The sequence below is a fragment of the Cohnella hongkongensis genome, from assembly GCF_042654645.1.
In the GTDB taxonomy this organism is placed as follows: Bacteria; Bacillota; Bacilli; order Paenibacillales; family Paenibacillaceae; genus Cohnella; species Cohnella hongkongensis.
Genome location: NZ_JBHSEP010000017.1, coordinates 78,431 through 104,164, shown reverse-complemented (window position 1 = coordinate 104,164; position 25,734 = coordinate 78,431). Strand labels below are relative to the sequence as shown.

The window sequence follows — 25,734 nt, the reverse complement described above, 5'->3', positions numbered from 1 at the left end:
CAAATTATAAACGACAAGCGGAAGCAAGGTCAACAGACGTTAGACTACCCGGGAGGCTGGGCAGGAAGGAATTCTCCATTATTTCGTCCTGATCGGCACTTCGCCCGGAAGACCGAGTCCGTGTTCTTTGCGGGCAAGCTGCCCAATATATTCGTCGTCGTTCAAGCGTTCGATCTGAAGCTTCAACTCTTCGTTCCTGGCTTGGGCATCGGCGAGCTTGCGATTGGCTTCTTCCAATTGGCGCGAACGATCGTCGATCTGTCCCGATTGGGTTATCAGTACGTAACCGGCCCAGCTTAAAAACAGGATCACGACAAACAACAGCAGCTTTAACCTTCTGCGCGCGCCCGTCACAGCGGGGGTCGCGGCCATTGAACGCGAAGACAATCCGATGCCTCCTTCCCAAGCCCTCTCGCATCCTGATCCGAGAGAGAGAATAACGGTATCATTATAGCACACGAACGGTAAATGACATATCCTTCTTCCGATGCAATTCGGGCAAAAACGCTGTCGAACCAAAGCCGTACGAACAGGAGGCGAACGCTAGTCTTTTTTCCGGAACAGGTCTCTGATCTGTCTCAGCCGCTCGACGAAGCGTCGGCAGGCGTCCGCCACGGGCGCCAGCTTCCGTCTGACGGGGAGAAGCCTCGCCCACAGCCAGCGGCCCAGAGCGCCAACGGGCTTGAACAGCAGCTTGCCGGCCCATAGCAGCACGGCGGCCGTCACCACAAATAGAATGTCCAGCAGCTTGGCCAACAATCGGACAATCCCGAACGCCGGCACGAAGAGCAGCGTATGCACGAGCTTCCATACGAGCAGGAACAGCCGCTTCATAACATCGATCAGCTTGCCTGTGAAGCGGACCATCCACGGACTCAATAGGCCGAAATAACCGGTCACCCCGATTCCTAGACCGAGAAACACGTACATTCGCACTTCGCCTTGATTGACGGCCAGCAGCACGGCGAACACGCCCAGAGTCGCAGCCGCCCAGTATGCCGCGTCCAGGGCGGGAAGGAGCCAGCGCGCGACGTGGAAGCGATGGGAGGCTACGCGGTAGACGTCGAATGCCAGTCCCATGGCCAGCCCGCACAGCATCATGGTCGCAATCGTCATGCCTTGCGCCGCCGCGTTCACTTGAACAACTTCCCGAACAAGCCCTTGGATTTCGCTCCCGCCGCGCTGCCGTCCAGGTAGACCAAGGAATGAATCGTCCCTTCGATCGATACGAGCCCTTGATCGAGACTTAGGTTTTTCATATGCAGGTTCTGCCCGCGAACGGTCAAGAAGCCGCATTCCGTCTCCAGCAGAAACTCCTCGTTGTCGAAGCTGTCCACGTTGCTGACGCCCGTAATATCCAGCGATCTGCGATTCAGCATCCGGACTTCCTGATGCTTGGCGCCCTTCGCGTGTTCCACGGCGCTCCCTCCCATGCCATCACTTTAAGACTAGCCTATGGGCATGGGAGATAAATTAGAACCGCAGCCCGTCTACCGGATCAAGACGCATGCCGGCTTGCTCACGCTAAGTTCCGCCCCGGCATAGATCGGCAATCCGGAATGCGGTTCGATCCGGAACAGCACCGCCGAATCCGAATGCTGGTTCGCCGCGATCAGCCACTGCCCGTCCGGAGACAGGGCGAAATGACGGGGGAATTGGCCTCGCGTAGAGACGTGTCCCGCGGCGCTCAGCCGGCCCGACTTCTCGTCGACCGCCAGCACGCCGATGCTGTCGTGTCCGCGGTTGGAGACGTACACAAAGCGACCGTTCGGCGAAACGGCGATCTCCGCGCACCAGCTCTCCCCGGCGAAGGAAGGCGGCAGCGCGGACAGCGTCTCTTCCCGCGTCAGTCGACCCGCCTCATAGGAAAACCGGGTAACGGTGCTGTCCAGCTCGTTCACGGCATAGACGGCGCGGCCGCCCGGATGGAAGGCAAGATGGCGCGGCCCTGCGCCCGGCTCCAGCGAGATCGCGTCGTGCGCGACCCACTCGCTGCCTTCCGTATCGCGAGCGTACGTCATCAGCTTGTCCATGCCCAAATCCGCGACGAGCAAGTATTGTCCGTCCGGACTGAACGTGACGGAATGCGGGTGAGGCCCTTGCTGCCGATCGGTATTCGGCCCCGAGCCGGTATGGCGGAACCGGATCGACGGAGGCCCGGGACGCTCGTCCTCCCGTACCGGATACAGCATGACGGACTCCCCGCTGTAGTTGGCGACGGCCAGCCAATCCTCGCTCGGCGAGAGCGAGAGATGGCAGGGATGCGCGCCGTGGGTCGGATGATACTGCCCCGGCCCCAGCTTGCGCGTGTCGGCATCGACCGGGAAGGACGCCAACTGCCCGCCCTCCGCCTTGTCTCCGTCGGCGTCGGCATGCTCTTCCGTCTCGCTGACGGCGTAAAGCCGGGAGCCTTGCCGGTTCACGCGCAGAAACGACGGATTCTCGATGTTGCCGTACTCGGCCGTCTTGATCAGCTCCGCCGTCTCCGTTAGCAGCTCCGCCCTCGTGATGCCGACCTCGTTTTTGGCGCCGTAGGCGCCGATCCAGATTTCGTAAGCTTTAGTCATCTATGTATACCTCCCTTATCTCAAATTGCGACCCGCCGATAGCGCGAAGTGCCTTCCTCTATCATACAACATTTAACAAATATACCGAAGAGGAAGCCGTTCGCCTCCCCCCCTTGCCACCGCGCCTGATTTCCCCGATGATCGCCTTGATCCCTACGTCGACTGCTGCATCTGGGAGATGCCAATCCGCAGGAACGGCGTTCTCGCCAAGATCTCCATCGCCCGATAAGCGCCTCGGGTGACGAAGATCCGCTCCGGCTTGCTGAACACCTCTCATCCTTTTTCATGCGTTTCTCCCTCCCGCTCCCTCCTGCTCTCCGGTTGACTTCCAGTTATTACACTATGCGCCAACCCCCGCTAACCTACGCCAATCCGTTAACCCAGCTAGCCCACTTATCTACGCCAATCCGTTAACCCAGCTAGCCCACTTATCTACGCCAACACTCTCTAACCCCGCGCTAGCCCGCTAACCTACGCCAGCTCACTAACGTAACGGTTGCCAGAGCCGCTAATCGTGCCGTTTTCGCAATATGGAGATTGTAACGGTTGCAGCAGCGGCTATTTCAGCTGAAAACGCTCCGTTTCGCTCGATAACCCCTAAATAAGCGCGGTGGCAACCGTTAGCTTCTCCTTTTTCGGAAAAACGATCGATTAACCGCCACTGTAACCGTTAGACGTTGCCGGCAGGATACGGCGCGCCGTCGATCGCATACGACAACGGCTTAGCTAGCCTGGCAACATGGCTGTCGCCCCCTTTAAGCTCTAAGCTGTTTCTTCGTTGCCGGAAGGATCAAAAAGAAAGATGGCGCATACCGTCCCATGTGACAGGAGCGGCATGTGCCATCCATTTTATCGAGTGCGTATATGTTGACCCAACAAACGAGAAGGGCTTCTCCTCCTCCCCCATTAGCGGGTCTGCTCCTCGAACTCACAGTCCGAAAGGGTCCTCCTCGCGCTTGCGGGCCTCTTCCTTCAGAACGGTGTACAGTCCGGCGACGTCTTCCTTGCGGGCAGACTCCGTCAAACGTTCGATCCGCACCGTAATCGTGCGCTGTCCGAACTGGATGTCCAGCACATCTCCGATTTTGACGGTCGCGCTAGGCTTGGCTTCCCTGCCATTGAGAAGGACGCGCCCTTGATCGGACACGTCCTTCGCGACGGTGCGGCGCTTGATGAGGCGCGACACCTTCAGGAATTTATCAAGACGCATGCTTTATTTTACAGCGTCTTTCAGTTTGTTGCCCGCTTTGAAAGCAGGAACCTTGGATGCTGGAATCGTGATGGACTTGCCCGTTTGCGGATTGCGGCCCACGCGGCCGGAACGGCTGCGAGTTTCGAACGTGCCGAAGCCGATCAGTTGAACTTTGTCGCCTTTGGACAGCGCGTCCGTGACTTCTCCCAAGAAGCCGTTCAGTACGGATTCTACGTCTTTCTTTGTCAAGCCGCTTTTCTCTGCGATGTTGTTGATCAGATCTGTTTTGTTCATGGTACGGAATTCCTCCTATGATTGAACCTTTATTCGTTCCCGCACCCTTCCGGGACGCCGGAAACGTTGACTTTGTAATGCACAAGGATACTATTCTGTCCGGTGCTAAAAAAATCCTGCCGCTCTGCAAAAAAATTTCGCGAAATAGGTAGAAAGTATGGGGAAATCGGCGAATTTTAGGTGAAATTTAAGTTCAGTTCGTATGCATTTGGTCCTGCTGCGTGTCCTTTCGGCCGATGTGCCGGTTCGCCGAACCTTAATCGGCCGGCGGGCGCGATTTCGCCCGGCTTACGATTCGGCAGACTTAACGGTTTGGTAGTCTCGCTTAGTCGCGGTTGAGAGTTTCGCAGTCATCCTCCTCTCTTAAGCTCGGGATTTCGCCTGCTTCCACCATTCTTCCATCTCTAGCAAGTCAGTTTCCCCAAAAGTTCGTCCGCTTATACGCAGTCTCTCTTCGATATACTTGAACCGATCCGCGAACCTCCGGTTGGTGCCGGCCAGCGCTTCCTCCGGATCGGCCTGGATGAAGCGCGACGCGTTCACGACCGCGAACAGCAGATCCCCGAGCTCGTCCCGCTGCCGCTCCGGAGATTCCTCCCGAACAGCCTGCTTCAGCTCGCGCAGCTCCTCCTCGATTTTGTCGAATACGCCGTCCAGGCTCGGCCAGTCGAAGCCGACGGAGGCGGCTTTTTTCTGAACCTTATAGGCTCTGGGGAGCGCCGGCAGATCCTTCGGAACGCCGTCGAGGATCGACTGGCGTTCGGCCAGCCCTTTGCGCTTCTTCTCCTCGGCCTTCATCTGCTCCCAGCTGCGGAGCGCGGCTTCGGCGTCTTCCGCATTCTCTCCGCCGAATACGTGAGGATGCCTGAAGATGAGCTTGTCGTTCAGCTCGGCCAGGACGTCGTACACGTCGAACGCGCCCGCTTCCTCCTCCATCTGGCTGTGCAGCAGCACCTGAAGAAGAACGTCGCCGAATTCCTCCTTCATCCCGTCGGGATCGTCCAGATCGAGCGCCTCGATCGCCTCGTACGTCTCCTCGATGAAGTTGCGCCGGATCGACTGGTGCGTCTGCTCCCGGTCCCACGGACAGCCCCCGGGGCTCCGCAGGATGGCGACGATCTCGTGAAGCCGCTCGAAGGAGCGGCGGCGCAATCGGTCGTCCGAGCTGGCGGGGATATAGACGAGCGTCAAGTTGCCGTAGTTGTCCAGTCGGTCGAGCTCATAGAGCGGAATGCGCACGATCCGCTCCTGACCCTCCACCCCGAGCGCCTGTCCGACGACGACCGGGTGATCGTCGGGGTAGACGTTCATAAGCGCCAGCTTCGCTTCGGAGGCGGTGTACGCGTCGTACACTTGGCCGACGACGGTATGGAGACGCGGCCTTAGATGCTCTCGGGCCAGCTCGGACGCGTCCAGCAGCTGGAAGCCCTCGATCGGGTCGAAGCCCAGACGGGCAAACGCCTGATCGAGGAAGCTCTCGCCCCCGAGCAGCCGCAGCTCGACCCCGCGCTCCGGCGCGCGCTGCCGAAGCAGCTGCACCGACCGCTCCGCGACCATCGGGTGTCCGGGCACGGCGTAAACGATCGTCTCCCCGGGATCGTTCTCCGCCGCGTCCAGCAGCTCTCCGGCGATCGCATCGTATACGTGCTCGAAGTCGTCGAAGCGCTCGTACAGCCGATCGAACGAGTCGAAGACGATATCCCGGCGCCTCAGGTCGGCGACCGCCGGATGATCGGCGGTGCGCACATAGCGGCGGGAAGCTCCCTCCAGCGCTTTCAGCGTGCCCAGCGTCAGCTGGTCCTCTCCTCCGGAGCCGAGTCCGACGACGGTAATCGCAGGTTTGTTGTTCATCTATGGATCATCCTTCCTGGTTATCCCGATGAGTCAGGGTTCTGATGCGCAGCAGCCAGCGGTCCAGACGGGTGCCGGAGAGACCCGGCACCTCGCGCCATTCGCGCGGAGCGACGGCGCCCAAGGCGACGAGCGCCGCGGCGAAGACGGCGGCCCCAAGCACGACGCCCGGCAGGGCGACGAGCAGGGCCGCCGCGCGCGCGGGCAGGCCGGCGGCGATCAGCCCGCCCCGGCCGAGCGCAAGCGGAGCGACCGCGGCCGCCATCGCGGCCAGCGCAGCGGCGGAGCGCCACGCGAGCTGCGCGCGCGGGGCAGGCAGTGGGACGCGCTGACGCAGGGACAGCGCGTTCAGTATGGCGGCGACGGCGTAGGCGATCGCCATCGCCGCCGCGGCGCCCTCGATGCCGTGCTGCGGCACGAGGGCGACGTTCAGCGACAGCTTGAGCAGCGCGGAAGCGGCCAGGTTGACGGCGGGCGCCCGCAGCTCGCCCAACCCCTGCAGCAGGGCGGCGCTGACCGCCTGCAGCGTGCCTCCGGCCGCGGCCAGGCCGACGAGGGCCATCGCGGCGGAACCGTTGTCGTCACCGAACAGCGCCGTGTTGATCGGCGCCGCAAGCAGCGCCAGGCCGACCGCAGCGGCGCAGCCGAACCACCAGGCGAGCCGAAGCGCGAACAGCGCCCGGCTCGCGAGCTCCTTCTCGTTCCCGCGCGCCCGAGCGGCCGTCAACGCGGGGACGAGCGCGGCGGCCGCCCCCGCCGCTCCGAGAACGACCAGCTGCAGCAGCGCAATCCCTCGGCTGTAGACGCCGAACTGGGCCAGCGCCCAAGTCCCGTCCCGATCGAGCAGACGCGGAATGGAGAAGGCGTCGATCAGCCCGAACAGCGGCGCGACGATCGAGGCGGCCGCGACGGGGAAGGCGACGCGAGCGATTCTCCCGACCAGCGCGATTCGCGGCTCCGGGAAGCGGACCGCCCGATCGGGGACGGGCTTGTCCCGGCGCGCTTCCCGGGCGGAGAAGCGCGCCATGGCGAGAAGTCCGGCGATGGCGCCGGCCGCCAGGCCGCCGTGAACGGCGGCGGCCGTAGCCGAGGCCGACCACGCCCCGCTTAACGCGATCGCCAGCGCGACGAGCATGAAGATCACCCGGGCGAGCTGCTCGATCAGCTGGGATACCGCCGGCCCGACCATCTGCATCCGGCCCTGCCGATCGCCTCTCAGAACGGCCGTGACGGGCGAGAACAATAGCGCCAGCGAGGACATCCGGATGGCGGGGGCGGCTTCCTCCAGCCCCATCCAACGGGCGAACGTCCCGGCCCCCAGCCAGAGAACGAGGAACGCCGCCAGCCCGAGCAGTCCGAGCAGCCCCCCGGCCCAGCGAAGCACCCGGGCGGCGCCCTCCTCGTCCCCCTTCGCCGTCTTCTCGGCGACCAGGGCGCTGACAGCTGCCGGGATGCCCGCCGATGCCAGCGTCATCCACATGACCGCCAGCGCGTAGACGGCGGTATACAGGCCGAACGCTTCGTCCCCGGCCAGGTTCTGCAGCGGTATTTTCTGCAGAGTCCCGATCAGCTTCGTCAGCAGCGCCGCGCCTCCGAGCAGGGCCGCACCCTGCCAGAGCGCCTTCTTCCCCTCGCCTCCGGCCTCATATCCGATTCGCATGGCCTTCCATTCCCCATTCCCCGATCGAACCGCGTTCCGTTCCCGATCCTGTGACTTGACTTTGATTATAATCGAAAGCCGCAAAGCAAAAAAGCTTCCCTAAGAACGGTTATAAGCCGTCCGGGAAACTTTTTTCCGCGCGCCAAGGCGCTTTACTGCTCCATCTGCTTCGCCAGAAAACCGGCGGCCGTCTCGACCATCTTGCTTTCCAGCGCGCCCATCTTCACCGATTCGTCCTTGCTGAGCAGCACGACGGTGCCGATCGGATCGCCGCCCGCCACGATCGGGGCCGCAGCGAACGAACTGATCGCCTCGGACACGTCTCTCATCACCTCATGACTGCCCGGCGCGGACTCCAGAACGATCTTGCGGTTCTCCATACAGCTTTCGAGCACACTGCCGATCGCCTTGTCGAGATATTCCTTCTTGGAGGCGCCGGCCACCGCGATGAACGTGTCCCGGTCGGAGATCATGGCCACATGGCCCGTGCTCTCGGATAAGGATTCGGCATACTCCTTGGCGAAGTCGCCGAGCTCGCCGATCGGGGAATATTTCTTGAGAATGACTTCACCGTCGCGATCTACGAAAATTTCCAGCGGATCCCCTTCGCGAATGCGGAGGGTACGACGAATTTCCTTGGGAATGACGACTCTTCCGAGGTCATCGATACGGCGTACAATTCCGGTTGCTTTCATAGCTCGTGTTGCCCCACTTTCGTTGATGTATTCGCTCTGCTGCTGGCGCCGGCGCGAATGACTGCCGACCTTTATGACGAACCTTGTACAGTCGGAAAAAGGGATCTCGAATCGTAAGGGTAGTATTCAACCTCTCCCATTTTCTTATGCGTTCGCCCTCGACTGGTGCAATCCTCCAGCCGATCAAGGCCCGTTCCTCCGATCCGGCTTTCATGAGTGGGGTGCGGTGCCCGGGCACTCGCATCCGTCCTCTGGCTATTTTAGCACGTACACTGTTCGATTTCCTCTTTTCCCCACACGGTATTGGGCGTTGTGAGCGTCTATCCCCTTCCGAAGAGCCGGCTTTACCCGCGATCTCCGACGTACGTCCGAATTCCGCCGTATGGCTTCCGATCTCTACGCTTTCCCGCAAAAAGGGTCCTCAGGCCGATCCCGGCGCGATCGGCCCATTCCGCCGCAAAATTGACGTCGTGCGTCGCGACGACGATCGTCTTGCCCGCCGCCGATAGGATCGCAGGACTCCCGATCGTCACCGTCGCGCACAGCAGCGCCGCAACCGTCCACAGCCGATGAGACGTCTTGGCGATGAGGGGACGAATCCCTTTCTGCTCATGGAGAGCGACGATCGTCCTGCTCACCGGCAGCCGCAGCCTCCCTTCGCCCGGACGCCAGCGGTCTGCCGAGGCCGTACAGGACGCCGAACAGCAGCGCCGCTCCGATGAGGCCTGCCAGCCCGACCCTCAGCCATGGAGAAGGTACGCCCGGCAGCTCATAGTCCGGGATCCACGCAGACCAGGAGGGCTCCTTCGCCTGATCGAGAAAGCCGTGGTCCTCCGCTACCCGCTCCAGCCCGTCGGGATGGGGGGAAGCAAAGGAGGATGCGACTCCCGCCGCCAGCAGCGTCACGATCGCCACCACCCGCCATCTGCGCTTCCGGTTGGTCGTCGTCGCTTCCGCTCCGGCCGAGGCGCCCGGACGACCGTCCTCCGGCGGTTTCCCCTTCTCCTTCACAAAGTCGTTCATACCGCCGGCGCCTCCTTGCCTGCGGAATGCACTTCGAACGAAACGCCGCGCTCCGCCAAATAGGCAACCGCCAATGCGGTTATCAATCCCTCGCCGATGCCGATCAGGCTGTGCCAGCCGGCCATGGCCGTCAGCGCGACGTTTAGCGGGAACGTTCCCGACCAGGCCAACAGGCCCGCGACTGCGCAGGAAGCGGCCACGATGGAGCACCACGCCGCGAAGAACGTCACCGCGCGGGTCGCCCGGCCTCGCAGCAGCGCGACGCCCAGACGATAGACGCCGTATCCGACGTAGGAGCCGACGACGCCGGTACAGATAATGTTGGCCCCCAGTACGGTAAGCCCCCCGTCCTGAAACACCAGCGCCTGCACGATAAGCACCGCCGACATTATGACGACGCCTACGGCCGGCCCGAAGAGAATCGAAGCGAGCGCCCCTCCGAGGAAGTGCCCGGAGGTCGCCCCCGACACCGGGAAGTTCAGCATCTGCGCTGCGAATATAAAAGCCCCGATCAGCGCCATCTTCGGCACCTCCGGCCGGGCCAGCGTCATCCTCGTTTTCTTCAACCCGTAGGCGATCGCCCCGGCGCCAAGCGCGCCGGTCGCCAGGCAAGTCTTCGCGTCCAGAAATCCGTCCGGTATATGCATCCTCTCTACCCCTTTGCTATCGAATTCCGTTCTAAATCGACAAATGCTTCATAACGGCAGGATCGTCGAGATCGTCCCGCCCCCCGTGCCAGACGATGGCCCCCTTCTCCATAATGTAGAAGTAATCCCCGACGCTGCGAACGAAGTCGAGGCTCTGTTCCACGAGCAGAATCGCCGTCTCGCCTTCGTCGCGGATGGAGCGGATAACGTCTTGAATGTCGTCCACAATCGACGGCTGAATGCCCTCCGTCGGCTCGTCGAGCACGAGCAGCTCCGGCTCCGAGATCAGCGCCCGCGCGAAGGCGAGCTGCTGCTGCTGACCGCCGCTCAGATCGCCTCCGCGCCGCTTGTAAAAGGTCGGCAGAATCGGAAATTTCTCGATCGCCTCCGGCGGGACTTCCTTGCTGCGGCGCCTCGAGGGGCTTCGGCTCGCCTCGAGCCCGATTCGCAAGTTCTCGTACACCGTCAGCTGAGGGAAAATCTCCCGCCCCTGCGGAACGTACCCGATCCCTCTCCTCGCCCGCTCTCCGGGAGCTTTTCTCGTCACGAGCTCGCCCTTGAACGAGATCTCTCCCCTCCTTGCTTTCAGCAGACCCATAATGCTCTTGACGAGGGTCGACTTGCCTACGCCGTTCCGTCCCATCAGACAGACGACCTGGCCCGGCTCCACCCGGAGCGACACGTCGCGCAGAATGACGCTTTCCCCGTAGCCGGCTTCAAGCTGTTGAACTGACAGCATCGTAATCCCGCCTTTTCCTGCCCAGATACACTTCCGCGACCCGCTCGTCTCTCTGCACCTCGTCCATCGACCCCTCCTTCAACAGCTTTCCCTCGTGCATCACCGTCACCTTGCTGGCGAAGTTCCGCACGAACTCCATGTCGTGCTCCACAACGACAACGGTCCGCTTGCGCACGATCTCCTGCAGCAGCTCTCCGGTTTTGTCCGTCTCCTGATCCGTCATGCCCGCCACCGGCTCGTCAAGCAGCAGAATTTCCGGTTCCTGCAGCAGCATCATGCCGATCTCCAGCCACTGCTTCTCCCCGTGAGACAGCAGCCCGGCCCGCAGGCGCTTCTTCTCGGCGAGACCGATCAGCTCCAGCTCCATCTCGATCCGCTCGCGATCCGCCTTCGTCATCGACGCTCTCAGCGTCGCCCATACGCCGCGGTTTTGCGCCATGGCGATCTCCAGATTTTCCTCGACCGTCAGTCCGGAGAAGATCGAAGGGGTCTGGAACTTGCGTCCGATTCCCAGCTGCGCGATCTCGTGCTCCCTGCGCCTCGTGACGTCGACCGTGCCCTTCCGCCCGCGGAACTCCACGACGCCCGCGGCCGGCTTTACCTTGCCGCAGATCGCGTCGAGCATCGTCGTCTTGCCCGCTCCGTTCGGACCGATCAGGAACCTCAGCTCGCCCGCAGCCAGCTCCAGACTCATCTCCTGCACCGCCTTAAATCCGTCAAACGACACCGTTACTTTTTGACACGATAGAATCGAGTTGGATGTCATCCCCGCTTCGCCTCCTTAATAGAGCTTGGCGCGCCTGGCGCGCCAATCCGACAATGCCTCCCGGCATGAACACGGTCACCACGATGAACAGCGCCCCCAGCAGGAACAGCCAGAAGTCCGGATAGGACGCGCTCAGCTGACTCTTCGCCTGGGTGATAAGAACGGCGCCGATGACGGCCCCGATCAGCGTCCCCCGTCCCCCGATCGCCACCAGCAGCACCAGCTCGATCGAGGGCACGATCGCCATCATCGTCGGAGAGATGATGCCGACATGCAGCACGAACAGCATGCCGGCCAGCCCCGCCAGCCCGGCCGATACGGCGAACGCCGCCATCTGGTAGGAGGACGGATCGTAGCCGAGAAACCGCGTGCGGTTTTCCCCGTCCCGGATCGCCCGCAGCACCTTGCCGAAGCGGCTCTTGACCAGATACCTGCACAGGGCGAACGCCGCGACGAGCGCGACGGCGGTCGCGAGATACGCCGTCGTCTTGGCCGTGGAGGACGTCAGGCTGTAGCCGAACAGCACCGTATACCCCGTCAGCCCGTTCGTGCCACCCGTATAAGCCTGCTGTCCGACGAACAGCGTCACCGTGATGATGACGAGAGCCTGGGTCAGAATCGTAAAGTAAACGCCGCGAATCCGGTTCCGGAACGTGAAGAAACCGAGCAGCAGCGCCAGCGCCGACGGTACGAGCAGCCCCATGGCCGCCGCGAAAGCAAAGCTCTTGAACGGCTCCCAGAACCAGGGAAGCTTCGTCAGCCCCATCCAGCTCATAAAATCGGGGATGCGGGCGCCGCTCGAAGCCAGCTTCAAGTGCATCGCCATCGCGTAGGCTCCCAAACCGAAAAATACGCCGTGTCCGAGACTCAGAATGCCCGTATATCCCCATAGCAGATCGAGACCGAGAGCGACAATCGCAAAGGCCAGGCATTTGGCAAGCAGATTTAACCGAAAGTCGCTCAGATAGAGCGGCGCCGAGAACAGCGCGGCGGCTGCGGCGGCATAGCCGATCAGCAGCCAGGCTCTTCGCGGCAGAGAAGCCGTCCATTGCAATGCGATCACCTCCGATGCGCAAGTCGTTCGTGTTGGGTCGTCTAGCTGTCCAGCGAACGGGAGCGGACTGCGAACATCCCCATCGGCTTCCACTGCAGGAACGCCACGATGCAGAGGAAGACAAGCACTTTGCCAAGCGAGGCGTCCGTCCACCATTCGAACAGCGTATTGAATATTCCGATGCCGAGCGCTCCCGCGACCGTGCCGACCAGCTTGCCTACGCCGCCGAGGACGACCACCATGAACGCGTCGACGATATAATAAGTGCCGATCGACGGACCGATCGGTCCGATCAGCGTGAGCGCGCACCCCGCGATACCCGCGATGCCGGAACCGATGGCGAACGTGAACGCGTCCACGCGCCTCGTCGAGACGCCGAGGCAGGCCGCCATGTCCCGGTTCTGCATAACGGCCCGCATCCGCCGTCCGGCGCTGCCCCGGTAGATATACAAATACATCGCGGTCAGGCATAGGGCGACCAGCGCGAGAATGAACAAGCGTTTGTAAGGAAGCACGACGCCGGGCATGAGCGCCCATCCCCCGTCCAGCCAGGTCGGGCTCGCGACCGCCACGTTCGGCGCGCCGAAGATCGTCCGCGCCAGCTGCTGCAGCATCAGTCCGACGCCCCAGGTGGCCAGCAGGCTGTCGAGCGCCCGGTCGTACAGGTAGCGGATCAGCGTCACCTCGAGCAGCCAGCCGATCGCGAACGCCAGAACGAAGCTGGCGAGAAGGGCGACCGGGAAATAGGCGTCGAAGAAGCCTTTGGGAAATACCGACCTAAACACTTGCTGAGTCATATACGCGCCGTAGGCGCCGATCATAATAAATTCGCCGTGCGCCATATTGATCACCCTCATCAGGCCGAACGTGACGGCCAGGCCGAGGGCGACGAGCAGCAGTATCGAGCTGACGCTTAGCCCGTTGAATAGCTGTGTAATCCATATCTCCATACCCGCATCCTCCGTCTCCTTCAGCGGCACGGACGAGCGAGGGGAAGCCCCGGTTCGCACCGAGCGCTTCCCCAGCTGAAGCCGCGACTCCTGACGTCTTTATTCGCTCAGGCCTTTCGCCCATTCGTAAGTCGTGAGATAGGGATCCGGCTTGACGGGACCTCCGGAATTCCACAGCTCCACGATCTGGCCGTCCTCCTTGATCTCTCCGATTCGGACCGTTTTGTAGATGTGCTGGTTGTCTCCGTCGATCGTGACCTTGCCCTCCGGGGCGTTGAACTCGATGCCCTTGGCCGCTTCCTTCACCTTGTCGACCTCGAACGAGCCCGCCTTCTCGACCGCTGCGGCCCACAGATAGACCGCAACGTAGCCGGCCTCCATCGGATCGCTGGTCACGCTGTCCTCGCCGTACTCCTTTTTGAAGTTCTCGACGAACACTTTATTCTCCGGCGTATCCGTCGTCTGGAAGTAGTCCCAGGCTACCAGATGACCGGCCAAGTATTCGGCTCCGATTCCTTTGACCTCCTCTTCCGCAATGGATACCGATACGGTCATCAGATCGGCGGCGGTGATGCCGGCGTCCTTCAGCTGCTTGAAGAAGGCGACGTTGCTGTCTCCGTTCAGCGTGTTGTAGACGACGTCCGGCTTCGCTTCCTTGATCTTCGCGATAATCGTCGTATAGTCGGTATGTCCGAGCGGCGTGTACTCCTCGGCGACAGTCTCTCCGCCGCTTGCGGCAAGCTGCGCCTTGATGATCTTGTTCGCCGTCCGCGGAAATACGTAGTCGGAGCCGAGCAGGAACACTTTCTTCTTGCCTTGCTCAAGCAGGAAGTCGATAGAAGGAACAATCTGCTGATTCGTGGTTGCGCCGGTGTAGAAAATGTTGGGGGACGATTCCATGCCTTCGTACTGGACGGGATACCAGAGCAGCCCGTTCAGCTCTTCGAAAACGGGAAGCATCGCTTTCCGGCTCGCGGACGTCCATCCGCCGAATACGGTTGCGACTTTGTCTTCCGACAACAGCTTGCGGGCTTTCTCCGCGAACGTCGGCCAATCGGATGCTCCGTCTTCCACGACGGCCTCGATCTGCTTGCCGAGAACGCCGCCTTTGGCGTTGATTTCCTTGATCGCCATCAGCTCCGAGTTTTTCACGGTCACTTCGGAGATCGACATCGTGCCGCTTAAAGAATGCAGAATGCCGACCTTGACTTTGTCCTCGCTTGCCGCCGCGCTCGACGCCGGCGCCGACGAGGAGGAAGATTCTCCGCCCGCTTCGTTGCTTTTGTCGCCCCCGCAGCCTGCCAGCGCCATGCTTGCCGCCAACACCATGACGAAACCTTTTAACCAGCTGCCCTTCTTCATCCTTCCACTCCCCAATCCTTTGTTTTAAGTTCTCTCTATTTCCGAACGTTAGGCAATTTACTTGATCCCACCGTTCGTTAGTGACATTATATGGGCATGTTAGTTTTGGTGTCAATATAACTTACATAAATAGCGTGAATTTTATCTTTTTAATTGTTTTTTGATTTTTGTGTTATTTATTATTACATAAATGGAGAGAAAGTCGATGGACGCAACCTCTAGCGCAGCCAGACGAAGAAGAAAGCGGAGAGACGGACCGAGGCAAGCATAAACGGCTTACGCCGTCCTTGGGACCGGCGGGAACGTTTATGTCGGAGGCGATTCAGAAAAGGATAGCGAATTTTATACTTTGCGAAATCACAAAAGCCGAGCTCCCGCATCGATTCGATACGAGAGCTCGGACGGATTCATCGGACTGGCCGGTCTTACTGGGCGGACTCCGAAGGCGACTCGGCTGGCGAGGCGCTCGGTGATTCGGCAGGGGACTCGGCCGGAGCTTCCGATTGTGCCGGAGATTCGGCTGGAGACTCGGCCGGGGATTCGGCTGGAGCTTCCGACTCGGCTGGCGACTCCGAAGGCTCCTCCGGCAAGGTGACGACAATCCCCAGCTTCTCTTGCTCGGCCGTAATAAATTCGTTCAGCTTGGTCGAAGCCAGCTGCATTTGGATCGAGTCTCTGGACTCCTCGGACAGCTTGTCCGCGGAAGTCGCCTCTACGCGGCTCTCGACCTTGATGACGTGATAGCCGAACTGAGTGGCGACCGGTTCGCCGATCTCGCCGATCGGCTGCGTGTTGGCCGCTTCCTTGAACTCGGGCACCCAACCTCCGGCGACTTGGTTCTCGTACAAGCCTCCGTTGTTCTTGGAGCCCTCGTCGGTGGAATATTCCTTCGCGAGAGCCTCCCAATCCCCTCCGGCTTCGAGCTTGTCCTTCACTTCGTAGGCCAGTTTCTCCGCCTCTTCGTCGGGCTTCAGCTCGGCTCCCGTATTGGGATCGACCGTCCCGATCAAAATATGGCGAACCGTGACGACGTTGTAGTCGGACGGCGCCTTGTCGAACTCGGCCTTGATCTCTTCGTCGGTCACTTGGGCCTTGAATTCTTCGCCCTTCGCGGAATAGTAAGACTGGAACTTGAGCGTCTCCTCGAAGAACGCGGTCATATCGTTAACGGAAAGGTCGCTGTCCTTCATCTGCTGCTTGAATTCCGGCTGCGTATTTCGCGCCTTCTCCACGTTTTCCTTAAACGTCTTGACTTCCGTCTTGATCTTCTCTTTTTCCTCGTCGGGGATCTGATCGCCCAACACTTTATAAGCGATATATTGTTTAATCAATTGTTCCTTAATTTGCGGAATCGACGCGTACATGGCCAGCTGGCTGTTCCCGTTCAGCGCCTGGAAAGCGATATACCTGTCGAACATCTTGTCCGTCACTTCTCCGCCGTTGTAGGTGGCGATGACGTTCTCCTCTTCCTTCTTGCCGCACGCGGACATCAGTGCGACCAGCATTACCGCCGCCAGCGCGAACAAAGCGAGCCGACGAAACGGCATGCTTCTATGGTGCAACATCCTGTAGTTCCCCCTTCGATTTTGTCGCTTCTTTGTATTGTACCAGAAAATCCTCCAGCAGCGCCAATAAAGCGTTCTCATCCATGCCTCGTGCCTTGAAGCGGATGATCGGCTGCTGTTCGCCCAGGGTGAACGTCATGCGGCCCTGGAACTTCGCCTCCAGCGCCTTCAGCTTTTTCTCGTCGATATCCGCACGGCGGCGCTCCTCCAGCTTCAGCGTCACGTCGTCGCCCCGGCGAATGATCGACTCGAGGCCGTACTGCCGGCCGTAAACCTTCAGTCTGGCAACCGCCATCAGATTAAGCACCGCTTTAGGCGGTTCTCCAAAGCGGTCGATCAATTCCTCCATCAGATCCTCGACGTCCTCCAGCGAAGCGGCCGCCGCCACCTTCTTATAGATTTCGATCTTCTGAATGCTGTCGTAAATGTATTCCGGCGGCAGGTAGGCGTCGACGCCCAGATCCAGCTGCGTGTTGACGGGCTGAGGCGGCGGCGTATCTCCGCCGAGCTGCAGCTTGCGGCTCTGGATCTCCTCCGCGAGCATCTGGGAATACAGATCGAAGCCGACCGAAGCGATAAAGCCGTGCTGCTCCGCGCCGAGCAGATTGCCTGCGCCGCGGATGGACAAGTCCCGCATGGCGATCTTGAAGCCCGATCCCAGCTCGGTAAACTCCTTGATCGACTGAAGGCGCTTCTCCGCGATCTCCGTCAGCACCTTGTCTCTCTGATAGGTGAAGTATGCATAGGCGATCCGATTGGAGCGTCCTACGCGCCCGCGCAGCTGGTACAGCTGGGACAGACCCATCTTGTCCGCGTCGTGCACGATGAGCGTATTGACGTTCGGAATGTCGACGCCGGTTTCGATAATGCTCGTGCTGACGAGCACGTCGTATTCCCCGTCGAGGAAGTCGAGAATCGTCCGTTCCAGCTCCTGCTCGGACATCTGGCCGTGAGCGACGGCGACTCGAGCGTCGGGCACGAGGGCGCTGATCTGCTCCGCCGTCTGGTAGATCCCCTGCACTCGATTGAACAGATAATAGACCTGCCCGTCGCGGGCCAGCTCGCGCTCGATCGCCTCGCGGACAAGCGTCGCGCTGTATTCGACCACATAGGTCTGCACGGGGAACCGGTTCTCCGGCGGCGTCTCGATCACCGACAGATCCCTCACGCCCAGCATCGACATATGGAGCGTCCGCGGAATCGGCGTCGCGGTCAGCGTCAGAACGTCCACGTTCGTCTTGAGCTTCTTCAGCTTCTCCTTGTGCGTCACGCCGAAGCGCTGCTCCTCGTCGACGATGAGCAGTCCGAGATCCTTGAACACGATATCCTGAGACAACAGGCGGTGCGTCCCGATCACGATGTCGACCGCGCCCGCCTTTAATCCTTTGATCGTCTCCGTCTGCTCCTTGCGGCTCCGGAACCGGCTCAGCACTTTAATATTGAACGGATAGCCGGAGAATCTCTCGCGGAACGTCTCGAAGTGCTGCTGGGCCAGAATGGTCGTCGGCACGAGCACGGCGACCTGCTTGCCTTCGATCGCCGCCTTGAACGCGGCGCGAATCGCCACTTCCGTCTTGCCGTAGCCGACATCCCCGCACAGAAGCCGGTCCATCGGACGAGGCGTCTGCATATCCTTCTTAATCTCTCGGATCGCCCTGAGCTGATCCGCCGTCTCCTCGTACGGGAACATCTCCTCGAACTCCTGCTGATAGGGCGTATCCTCGCCGAAGCCGAAGCCGGTCGTCGCCTGCCGCTCCGCGTACAGCTTGATCAGATCGTCCGCGATGTCCTGCACGGAAGAGCGAACCTTGGACTTCGCCCGATTCCATTCCGAGCCGCCCAGCTTGCTGATCTTCGGTTCCTTCTCCTCGTTGCCCACATACTTCTGGATCAGGTCGAATTGCTCTACCGGAACGGAAAGACGGTCTCCGCCCGCATAGACGATATGAAGATAATCTTTGTGAATGCCGCCGACCTCGAGCGTTCCGATGCCCAGATACTTGCCGATTCCATGATTCTGGTGCACGACATAGTCGCCCACCTTCAGCTCGGTATAGCTCTTCAGGCGCTCGGCGTTGTCCAGATGGCGGTCGACCCGTCTCGCCTTGCGCTGCTTCTGCGTGAACATCTCGCCTTCGGTAATGACGACAAGCTTGATCGACGGCAGCTCGAAGCCGCTCTGCAGATTGCCCTGCAAGATTTCCGGCGGCTCGATCTGATAGTCCTCGAGCACTCTTCTCATCCGGTCGGCCCGCTCGGCGTTGCCGGCCAGCATCAGAATCCGGACGCCGCTCTTGCGCCAGCGTTCGGTTTCGGCCTTCAGCACGTTCATCTGCCCATGGAAGTTCTGCATCGAACGGCAGACGAAATTAATGATATTTTGCGGCTGGGTGTGCGGGATTTGCCGGACGAACAGCGACAAGTAGACGATCTGGAACGCCTTCGGAAAAAGCGCCTGCTCCGCCGGCACGGCCAGCGTGAAGCCGGGCAGCGATTTGCCCTGCTGCAGAAGATGGGTCGTCCACTCCGACTCGTCGCGTTCCAGCTGACGCGCGGTTTCCCCGAGCCTGTTCGGTTCGTCCATCAGGACGACCGTATCCTTCGGCATGTAGTCTAGCAGCGTCTGGCGCTCCGGATAGAGCAGAGAAATATATTTGTAAATCTCGGGAAAATAAACGTTCTGCCGCAGCAGCTCGATTTCCCGGGCAATTTCGGAGCTTAATCTTTCCTTCGCCTGACGATCGGTCATTTTCTCCAACTGCTTGTCGAGCAGATCCCGGGCGTGCTGAGCGGCGTTCTGGAACCTTCGCTCGACGGCAATCCATTCCCGGCTCGGCTGAACGGTATACGTCTCCAGCTTGTCGATCGATCTCTGATCGGCCGGATCGAACGTCCGGATCGAATCGATCTCGTCGTCGAACCATTCTACGCGATAAGCGCTCGCGGAAGCGAGCGGGAAGAAATCGACGATGCCTCCGCGAACGCTCAGATGACCCTTCTGTTCGACCCGGTCGACTCTCTCGTAGCCGAGCTCGACCATTCTGCGCAGAAACTGCTCCATCGGCAGATTCTCCCCGACGCGCAGCACGATATGGGCCTCCGACATCGTCCGGCAGTCCGGCAGGAATCTCCGAACCCCGGCGAACGGCACGACAATAACGCCTCGGAAACCGTCCGCGAGCTTAAGCACGGCGTCGAGACGCCGGGCGGACGTTTCCGGGCTGGAGATCGCGGTTTCCGCGGCAATCAGCTCATTGGCGGGGTACAGCAGCACCTCGTCCGTCGACAAGCATTCCTGCAGGTCGTCTGCTATCTTCTGCGCCGAGAACATGTTGTGCGTGACGACAAGAATCGGCCGATTCAATTCGCGGTACATGGCTGCGATCGCCGCCTGCCGCGCGGAGCCGGACAGCCCGGCCACTAGCTGCTCCCGCATTCCGCTTTCCAGTCCTTGAATAACGCTGATGAGGTCGGGATCCTTAACGAGCGATTGAATTAACGGCTTCATGGCATTTCCCCTCTCCAAAACCAACCTTCCGCATCCGGCACGGTGTGCCGCGTCGCTTGCACGCGCCCGCCGCCGGCCGTCCGGAAGCTCAATCAATTGCAGTACCGCATGACGGATTCATAAGTCGCGCCCGGAAAATCAAGAAAAAAGCCCCGGCACATGCCAAGGACTCCTAGTGGGTGTCGGAACGTGATGCTTTCGGCGCTTATTGCAACGGATTGGACAGCAGCACAAGCTCGGGATTCGCGTCCAGCGTCTGGCTGCAATAGTCGCATATGACCCGTACGGTCACGTCCCCGTTGGAATTATACGCTATTATACGCTTTCGCTCCTCGGGGGTCAAGAATTGCAGGCCCAGCCGGTACTCGCCCACCTCCGAGCTCTCGAAGCTCCCGAGCGCCAAGCCGCAATGCCGGCAAATATAGTTTACAGTCATAGCTATGCCTCCTGGATCGAGCATATGCGGCATCTCCGCGTCTCTCTCCAGTATTCCCGGAAATCTTCCCTTTTAAGCGCGCTATCCTTTGGAGTTATATTTCGCCATCGTCTGCTCGAACGTATGCCCCAGTGCGAATTCGATCGCATCGCAGGCTTCCTCCACGGAGCGCTGCAGCGCTTCCTTCTCCGACTTGGCGAAACCCGACAGCACGTAGTCGGAGATCGTCACGCCGGGCTCCGGCCTGGAGATGCCGACGCGAATCCGATTGAACGTCTGCGTGCCCAAGTGCTGGATAATCGACTTGATTCCGTTATGCCCGCCCGGGCTTCCCTGGTATCTCAGCCGAATTCGGCCGACCTCGGTGTCCAGATCGTCGTACACGACGATCAGATCCTCCAGCTTGGCCTTGTAGAAATCCATAAAGGCTCTTAGCGATTCGCCAGACAAATTCATGTAGGTCATCGGCTTCAGGAGCGCGACCTTGACGTCGCCGACCCTCGTCTCGCCCACCAAGGCTCTGAACTTCTGCGTGCCGATCTCGGCGTTAAACCTCCGGGCCAGCTCGTCGACGACCATGAAGCCGGCATTATGCCGCGTATTCGCGTAAGCGGCTCCGGGATTTCCCAATCCGACAATCCAACGCATCACGATATTCCTCCAAGTCCGAACTTTTTCGTCAAAAAATGAAGGCCCGATGCAACGTTTCCAAGCCCTCGCGTGTCCTACTCATTACAAATTCCAGAGAGAGGGGTGAATTGATGTGTACATGAACGGTCAGATGATCTATGACGATCAACATTTCCTGGATCACATGTCCTCACAGGTTCCGGTGCAAATTTATTGCGGGCGGCGGCACAGCGACATCGGGTTCATCGAATATTATGGCAAAGAATTCGTACAGGTCAACAATATTTTCTACAATCGCAAGCAATTTACCTTCGTATCTCGCCCGGGATATTAACCGATCGTTGAACGCGAAAGCCGACAAGCCTCCCGTGACGGGCAAAGAAGCTTGTCGGCTTTTATCGGCACGGCCGGGTCGTGCCGCTGTCCTGTAACAGGCTACCCGTTCGGGTAAACCATCACCTTCAACGATCGGCTCTTGTTCGTGCGGGCCCGCTCCATCGCTTCCTGCGTCTGGGCCAGCCCGAACTTGTCCGTCAGCAGAACGCTCACGTCGGCGATTCCGGACGCGAGAAATCGAATCCCCTGCTCGTAGGTGTTCGCGTATCTGAAGATGCCGCGGACATCGATCTCGTTATCCACCAAATACGGAATGTCCAGGGACACTTGACCTTGCGGCGGCAAGCCTACGACGGACAGGACGCCGCCGCGGCGCACGGCTTGCAGGTCGTTCTGCAGCGCCGCCGCGTGGCCGGCCGTCTCCAGCACCGCATCCGCGCCTTGCCCGGCCGTCCAGCTCCGAATCGCCTCCACCGGATCGCGTTCCGCAATCTGAACCGTATGCGCAGCGCCCAGCTTGACGGCCGCTTCCAGCCGAACGGACTCCCTGTCGGCCGCGATAATCGTCCCTGCTCCGTAAGCCTTCGCCGCTACGACCGCCATGAGCCCGACGGGACCCATCCCCATAATCGCGACGCTCGACCCTGGGCTTACCCCTGCGCGCTTGACGGCATGAATGCCGACGGAGAAGGGCTCGATCAACGCCCCCTCCTCGTAGCTCATTCCCTCGGGAATACGGAACAGACAGTCCTCCCGATGGGCGACGTATTGGGCGAACGACCCGTGCACCGGCGGCGTGGCCATAAATTGTACTTCCGGACATAAGTTATACCGTCCCGCCTTGCACGCCGGACAAGCTCCGCACGTCACGCCCGGCTCGATCGCCACCCGGTCGCCGACTCGCACTCTGGTTACCTCGCTGCCAACCGCCACCACCTCTCCCGCGCATTCATGCCCGAGAACGATCGGATTCTCAACGACGTAACGGCCGATTCGGCCGTGCTCGTAATAATGGACGTCGGATCCGCACACCCCGACGGCCATCATTTTCACGAGAGCTTCCCGCGGACCGGGCTTGGGCGTATCCAGTGTCTCTATGCGAATGTCGAACGGTTGATGAAGAACGGCTGCCTGCATTTTATCGGGATACGCCGCCAACATCGTCACCTCCTAGTAATATTTGATCATGGGCGGTTTCGGATCGAGAGTCATCCTGACGCTGGCGTCAAAGTTTTTCTTCATTAATTCGAGCTTTAACGACTGGCAGTCCTGCGCCGACCACAGATTGTCGAATTCTTCCGGGTCGTTCTCCAAATCATACAGCTCCCCAAGCTCCTGCCCGTGATAGACGACCAGCTTGTAGCGGCCGTCGAAGTACATCGTCCCGTAGACGTCGGGGTGGATGCCGTTCAGCGTGTTGTAATATTCGGAATAGACGTGGCTCTTATGGCGATCGGCGTCCGCTTCGCCAAGCAGAATCGGCATCAGGCTTTTCCCCTGCATATAATAGGGAACGCCTAAGCCTGCAGCCTCCATCAGCGTAGGCGCCAAATCTACCAATTCCACCAACGCCCGGCTCCGCAAGCCGGATCGGAATTTCCCGGGCCAGGACAGAATCAGCGGAATATGAACCAGCTCTTCGTAGAAATACGCGCCCTTCCAATACAGCCCGTGATCCCCCAGCATTTCGCCGTGGTCGCTCATGAAGACGACGATCGTATTCTCGCGCTGCCCCGTCTCCTCCAGCGCGTGCAGCACCCGGCCGACCTGGTCGTCGATGAGCTCGACCATCGCATAATAATCGGCGATCGCTTGCTTGCGCTCCCGCTCGCTTAAAGCCGAGTAGCTGGGGCCCGTCCCGTCCTGTCCGCCTCTGAGGTAATCCCGTTTCTGCAGCGGAGGCTTGCTGTCGAGCTCCCCTTCCTTCCATTTCGGAGCGGCCATCTCTTCCGGCGAGTATTTCTCCCGGTAGACCGCAGGGGGATCGTAAGGCGGGTGAGGGTCGAAAATATTGACGCTGAGCAGCCAGGGCCGATCCTTCTGCCGCTCGATGAAGCCGATCGCCTCTTCGGCGCACCAGGTCGTCTGATGGTGCTCGGGAGCGATTCCGCCCTCTCCGGGCTTGAACAGATCCTTCCAATCGGACAGCTGGTAGTGCTCGTTCCATTCGATCCCTTTGGCCTTCAGCCACAGCTGGTAATCGTTCATGCCGGGCCAATCGTCGTGGGGATGCTGGCTCCACTTGAACATCTCGTATCCGTCGTCGGGCCGGTTTTCCATCTGTCCCTGAGCGGCCGACAAGTGCAATTTCCCGATCAGCCCGCAGCTGTACCCGTCGTCTGCGAGAAGCTTCGTCACCAGCACCTCGTCCGCGGGAAAATATTCGTTTCCGTTCTGCCTGGCCCTCGTCGTGCGCGGATATCGTCCGGTCAGGAACGAAGCGCGGCTGGGCGTACAGATCGGACATTGCGTATACGCCCGTTCGAACGATACGCCCTCTTCCGCCAGCCGGTCGAGATTCGGAGTGCGGATGCGAGGGTTGCCGAACGCCCCGACCGCGTCGAACCGCTGTTGATCGGTGCAGATCCAGAGTATATTAGGCTTGGAGCTTCTTGCTGGATTCATGATGCGTCCTCCTTCTTCACGATTTGTTCAAGATCCGGCTCGAGATCTGGAAACACTATAACGCCATCCTTATTCTCCGCCCATTGCCCCCTGGGCCAGGCCGCGAACGAAGTATTTCCTGACCGCGATGCCGAACAGAATCGCAGGCAGCGAGATGAGAATCGATCCCGCCGCGATCGGACCCCACTCCACTCTTTCGAACACCATGAAGTTGAGCAGTCCGACCGGCGCCGTTACCGCTTCCTTGCGGGTCAGAAGCAAGGCGATCATAAACTCGTTCCAGGAGAAGATAAACGTAATGATCGCCGTCGCCGCCAATCCCGGAGTCGTCAGCGGAAGAACGATTTTCGTCAAGGACTGGAGCAAGGTGCAGCCTTCGATCTGCGCCGACTCTTCCAGAGAGACCGGTATTTCCTCAATGAAGGAGCGCATCGACCATACGACCATGCCGAGATTCAAGGCAAAATAGATGAGCAGCAAACCCAGATGCGTATCCAGCAGGTTAAACTCCTTATACGCGTAGAAGTACGGAATCACGAATACCGCCCCAGGGCTGAGCCGGGTAATAAACAGCAAGTTAAACAGCCATTTCTGTCCCCGAAACTTCGTCCTCGAGAACGCGTAAGCGGCCGGAACTCCGACCAATACGGCGAGAATGACCGATCCGACGCAGATCAGGAAGCTGTTCCAGAAGTATCGCAAGAAGCTCGAGTCCTGAATCAGCGCCTTGTAATACTGGAAGGTCGGTTCAAACCACAGTGTCGAGGTTTCGGAGAGCGCGTCCGAGTAATTTTTGATGGACAGCGTGAATATCCAGTAGAACGGCAGAAGAATGCTCAGCGCCAATCCGATGATGAACAGAATTCTGAACAGCTCCGCGATCGACAACCGCTTCCTCGTACGAACGGACGTCATGCCCCCACCCCCTTCTTTCGTCTGCTGCCGATCCGGATGGCGAAATAGATGGCGAGCAACAAAATGGCAAACACGAGCATGGCGGCTGCCGACGCATAGCCCAGACGCAGATAAGAGAAGCCTTCCTTATACACGTAGTAGGCGAAGTCGACTGTCGACGAACCGGGACCGCCTTCCGTAAGCGAGAAGACGAGGGGGAAAATCTTCAGGCTCTCGACAATACGGAACATGACGACGATGCCGAGAATCGGCTTGAGCAGCGGCAGCGTCAAATATCGGATTTCCTGCCACCAGTTCGCCCCGTCGATCTTGATCGCCTCGTAAGGCGAAGCCGGCTGTCCTTCCAAGCCGGCCAGGACGAACAGCACGACGAAAGGCGTCCATTCCCAGACGGCGACAAGGATAATCGTCATCATCGCCAGCGCGGGACTGGAAAGCCAATCCGGAACGTTCTTGAATCCCAGCTCGGCGAGCATCACGTTAAAGCTCCCGTATTTCGGAAGAAGCAGCACTCTCCACATGATCCCGACAATAATCGGAGGGATGATCATCGGAAACAAAATGACCGTCCGAATCGTTCCCTGCATAAACGAGGTCTTGTGGATGATCAGCGCAATGACGACGCCAAGCACCATCTGCAGCCCGACCGTTCCCACCAGCATAATGACGGTATTCACGAAAGCGTTGATAAAGTTAGGATCTTTAACGAGTCCGGCATAATTATCGAATCCCAGAAAGGACAGGCCCTTCTTGCCGAAGTTCAGCGAGGTGAAGCTGATGCCGACCAAGCTTGCGATCGGCACCGCCACCAGCGTCACAATGGACAGCATCAAGGGCAGAACAAAAATTAACTGCAGTCTTCGGCGCTCCCGTTCCAACGAGACGTAAGCTTTGGCCATTTCAGAATCCTCCAAGCGCC

At 59.9% G+C, this 25,734-nt stretch carries 26 protein-coding genes; 1 reads left to right on the top strand and 25 read right to left on the bottom strand.

Annotation, left to right across the window (positions count from 1 at the left end; all coding sequences use genetic code 11):
- Positions 1–78 precede the first annotated feature (78 nt).
- From ACFO3S_RS20250 to pth, 21 genes are all read right to left on the bottom strand, one after another.
- Complete coding sequence (locus ACFO3S_RS20250; RefSeq protein WP_378099797.1) at positions 79–387, bottom strand: FtsB family cell division protein; 309 nt, start codon at positions 385–387, stop codon at positions 79–81.
- Positions 388–543: 156 nt separating this feature from the next.
- Positions 544–1,137, bottom strand: coding sequence for a spore cortex biosynthesis protein YabQ (yabQ, locus tag ACFO3S_RS20245; protein WP_378099795.1), 594 nt, complete (start codon positions 1,135–1,137; stop codon positions 544–546).
- Positions 1,134–1,433 (bottom strand): sporulation protein YabP, encoded by a 300-nt coding sequence (yabP, locus tag ACFO3S_RS20240; RefSeq protein WP_378099793.1) that lies wholly within the window; start codon positions 1,431–1,433, stop codon positions 1,134–1,136. The genes yabQ and yabP overlap by 4 nt, the downstream gene beginning before the upstream one ends.
- A 57-nt stretch (positions 1,434–1,490) precedes the next feature.
- The gene (locus ACFO3S_RS20235) at positions 1,491–2,567 is read right to left on the bottom strand and encodes a lactonase family protein (protein ID WP_378099791.1); all 1,077 of its coding nucleotides are present in this window, start codon (positions 2,565–2,567) and stop codon (positions 1,491–1,493) included.
- 928 nt (positions 2,568–3,495) lie between these two features.
- Positions 3,496–3,777: an RNA-binding S4 domain-containing protein gene (locus ACFO3S_RS20230; protein ID WP_378099789.1), complete on the bottom strand. Its 282-nt coding sequence runs from the start codon at positions 3,775–3,777 to the stop codon at positions 3,496–3,498.
- A gap of 3 nt (positions 3,778–3,780) precedes the next feature.
- Positions 3,781–4,053, bottom strand: coding sequence for an HU family DNA-binding protein (locus ACFO3S_RS20225; RefSeq protein WP_378099787.1), 273 nt, complete (start codon positions 4,051–4,053; stop codon positions 3,781–3,783).
- Between the two features lie 363 nt (positions 4,054–4,416).
- A complete protein-coding gene (yabN, locus tag ACFO3S_RS20220; RefSeq protein ID WP_378099785.1) occupies positions 4,417–5,904 on the bottom strand; it encodes a bifunctional methyltransferase/pyrophosphohydrolase YabN in 1,488 nt (495 codons plus the stop codon).
- Positions 5,905–5,911: 7 nt separating this feature from the next.
- Positions 5,912–7,564, bottom strand: a complete 1,653-nt coding sequence (locus ACFO3S_RS20215) for an oligosaccharide flippase family protein (protein WP_378099783.1) — start codon at positions 7,562–7,564, stop codon at positions 5,912–5,914.
- Positions 7,565–7,716: 152 nt separating this feature from the next.
- Complete coding sequence (gene spoVT, locus ACFO3S_RS20210) at positions 7,717–8,259, bottom strand: stage V sporulation protein T (RefSeq protein ID WP_378099781.1); 543 nt, start codon at positions 8,257–8,259, stop codon at positions 7,717–7,719.
- 344 nt (positions 8,260–8,603) lie between these two features.
- Positions 8,604–8,897 (bottom strand): hypothetical protein, encoded by a 294-nt coding sequence (locus ACFO3S_RS20205; RefSeq protein ID WP_378099779.1) that lies wholly within the window; start codon positions 8,895–8,897, stop codon positions 8,604–8,606.
- Positions 8,869–9,282, bottom strand: coding sequence for a PDGLE domain-containing protein (locus ACFO3S_RS20200; RefSeq protein WP_378099777.1), 414 nt, complete (start codon positions 9,280–9,282; stop codon positions 8,869–8,871). Before ACFO3S_RS20200 ends, ACFO3S_RS20205 begins: the two co-directional genes overlap by 29 nt.
- A complete protein-coding gene (locus ACFO3S_RS20195; RefSeq protein WP_378099775.1) occupies positions 9,279–9,929 on the bottom strand; it encodes an energy-coupling factor ABC transporter permease in 651 nt (216 codons plus the stop codon). Before ACFO3S_RS20195 ends, ACFO3S_RS20200 begins: the two co-directional genes overlap by 4 nt.
- A 31-nt stretch (positions 9,930–9,960) precedes the next feature.
- The gene (gene urtE / locus ACFO3S_RS20190; RefSeq protein ID WP_378099774.1) at positions 9,961–10,668 is read right to left on the bottom strand and encodes an urea ABC transporter ATP-binding subunit UrtE; all 708 of its coding nucleotides are present in this window, start codon (positions 10,666–10,668) and stop codon (positions 9,961–9,963) included.
- On the bottom strand, positions 10,646–11,434 hold the full coding sequence (gene urtD, locus ACFO3S_RS20185) for an urea ABC transporter ATP-binding protein UrtD (protein ID WP_378099772.1): 789 nt from the start codon (positions 11,432–11,434) through the stop codon (positions 10,646–10,648). Before urtD ends, urtE begins: the two co-directional genes overlap by 23 nt.
- Complete coding sequence (gene urtC / locus ACFO3S_RS20180) at positions 11,385–12,494, bottom strand: urea ABC transporter permease subunit UrtC (protein WP_378099858.1); 1,110 nt, start codon at positions 12,492–12,494, stop codon at positions 11,385–11,387. Before urtC ends, urtD begins: the two co-directional genes overlap by 50 nt.
- A gap of 35 nt (positions 12,495–12,529) precedes the next feature.
- Positions 12,530–13,438, bottom strand: coding sequence for an urea ABC transporter permease subunit UrtB (gene urtB, locus ACFO3S_RS20175; protein ID WP_378099770.1), 909 nt, complete (start codon positions 13,436–13,438; stop codon positions 12,530–12,532).
- A 99-nt stretch (positions 13,439–13,537) separates the two neighbouring features.
- A complete protein-coding gene (gene urtA, locus ACFO3S_RS20170; protein WP_378099768.1) occupies positions 13,538–14,800 on the bottom strand; it encodes an urea ABC transporter substrate-binding protein in 1,263 nt (420 codons plus the stop codon).
- 425 nt (positions 14,801–15,225) lie between these two features.
- Positions 15,226–16,365 (bottom strand): peptidylprolyl isomerase, encoded by a 1,140-nt coding sequence (locus tag ACFO3S_RS20165; RefSeq protein WP_378099766.1) that lies wholly within the window; start codon positions 16,363–16,365, stop codon positions 15,226–15,228.
- On the bottom strand, positions 16,352–19,873 hold the full coding sequence (mfd, locus tag ACFO3S_RS20160) for a transcription-repair coupling factor (protein WP_378099764.1): 3,522 nt from the start codon (positions 19,871–19,873) through the stop codon (positions 16,352–16,354). The genes ACFO3S_RS20165 and mfd overlap by 14 nt, the downstream gene beginning before the upstream one ends.
- Positions 19,874–20,078: 205 nt before the next feature.
- Positions 20,079–20,309, bottom strand: coding sequence for an anti-sigma-F factor Fin (locus tag ACFO3S_RS20155; protein ID WP_378099762.1), 231 nt, complete (start codon positions 20,307–20,309; stop codon positions 20,079–20,081).
- Positions 20,310–20,390: 81 nt separating this feature from the next.
- Positions 20,391–20,957 carry an aminoacyl-tRNA hydrolase gene (gene pth, locus ACFO3S_RS20150; RefSeq protein ID WP_378099856.1) on the bottom strand — a complete coding sequence of 189 codons (567 nt, stop codon included), beginning with the start codon at positions 20,955–20,957 and terminating at the stop codon, positions 20,391–20,393.
- 121 nt (positions 20,958–21,078) lie between these two features.
- Between pth and ACFO3S_RS20145 the strand changes: the two genes are divergently transcribed.
- Positions 21,079–21,273, top strand: a complete 195-nt coding sequence (locus ACFO3S_RS20145; protein WP_198960732.1) for a hypothetical protein — start codon at positions 21,079–21,081, stop codon at positions 21,271–21,273.
- 101 nt (positions 21,274–21,374) lie between these two features.
- On the opposite strand, the gene ACFO3S_RS20140 is transcribed toward ACFO3S_RS20145, so the two are convergent.
- From ACFO3S_RS20140 to ACFO3S_RS20125, 4 genes are all read right to left on the bottom strand, one after another.
- Entirely contained in the window at positions 21,375–22,436 is a 1,062-nt protein-coding gene (locus ACFO3S_RS20140) for an NAD(P)-dependent alcohol dehydrogenase (protein WP_378099760.1), read from the bottom strand.
- Positions 22,437–22,445: 9 nt separating this feature from the next.
- The gene (locus ACFO3S_RS20135; protein ID WP_378099758.1) at positions 22,446–23,900 is read right to left on the bottom strand and encodes a sulfatase family protein; all 1,455 of its coding nucleotides are present in this window, start codon (positions 23,898–23,900) and stop codon (positions 22,446–22,448) included.
- A 69-nt stretch (positions 23,901–23,969) separates the two neighbouring features.
- Positions 23,970–24,815, bottom strand: coding sequence for a carbohydrate ABC transporter permease (locus ACFO3S_RS20130; protein WP_378099757.1), 846 nt, complete (start codon positions 24,813–24,815; stop codon positions 23,970–23,972).
- Positions 24,812–25,714, bottom strand: a complete 903-nt coding sequence (locus ACFO3S_RS20125; RefSeq protein ID WP_378099755.1) for a carbohydrate ABC transporter permease — start codon at positions 25,712–25,714, stop codon at positions 24,812–24,814. The genes ACFO3S_RS20130 and ACFO3S_RS20125 overlap by 4 nt, the downstream gene beginning before the upstream one ends.
- Between the last annotated feature and the right edge of the window lie 20 nt (positions 25,715–25,734).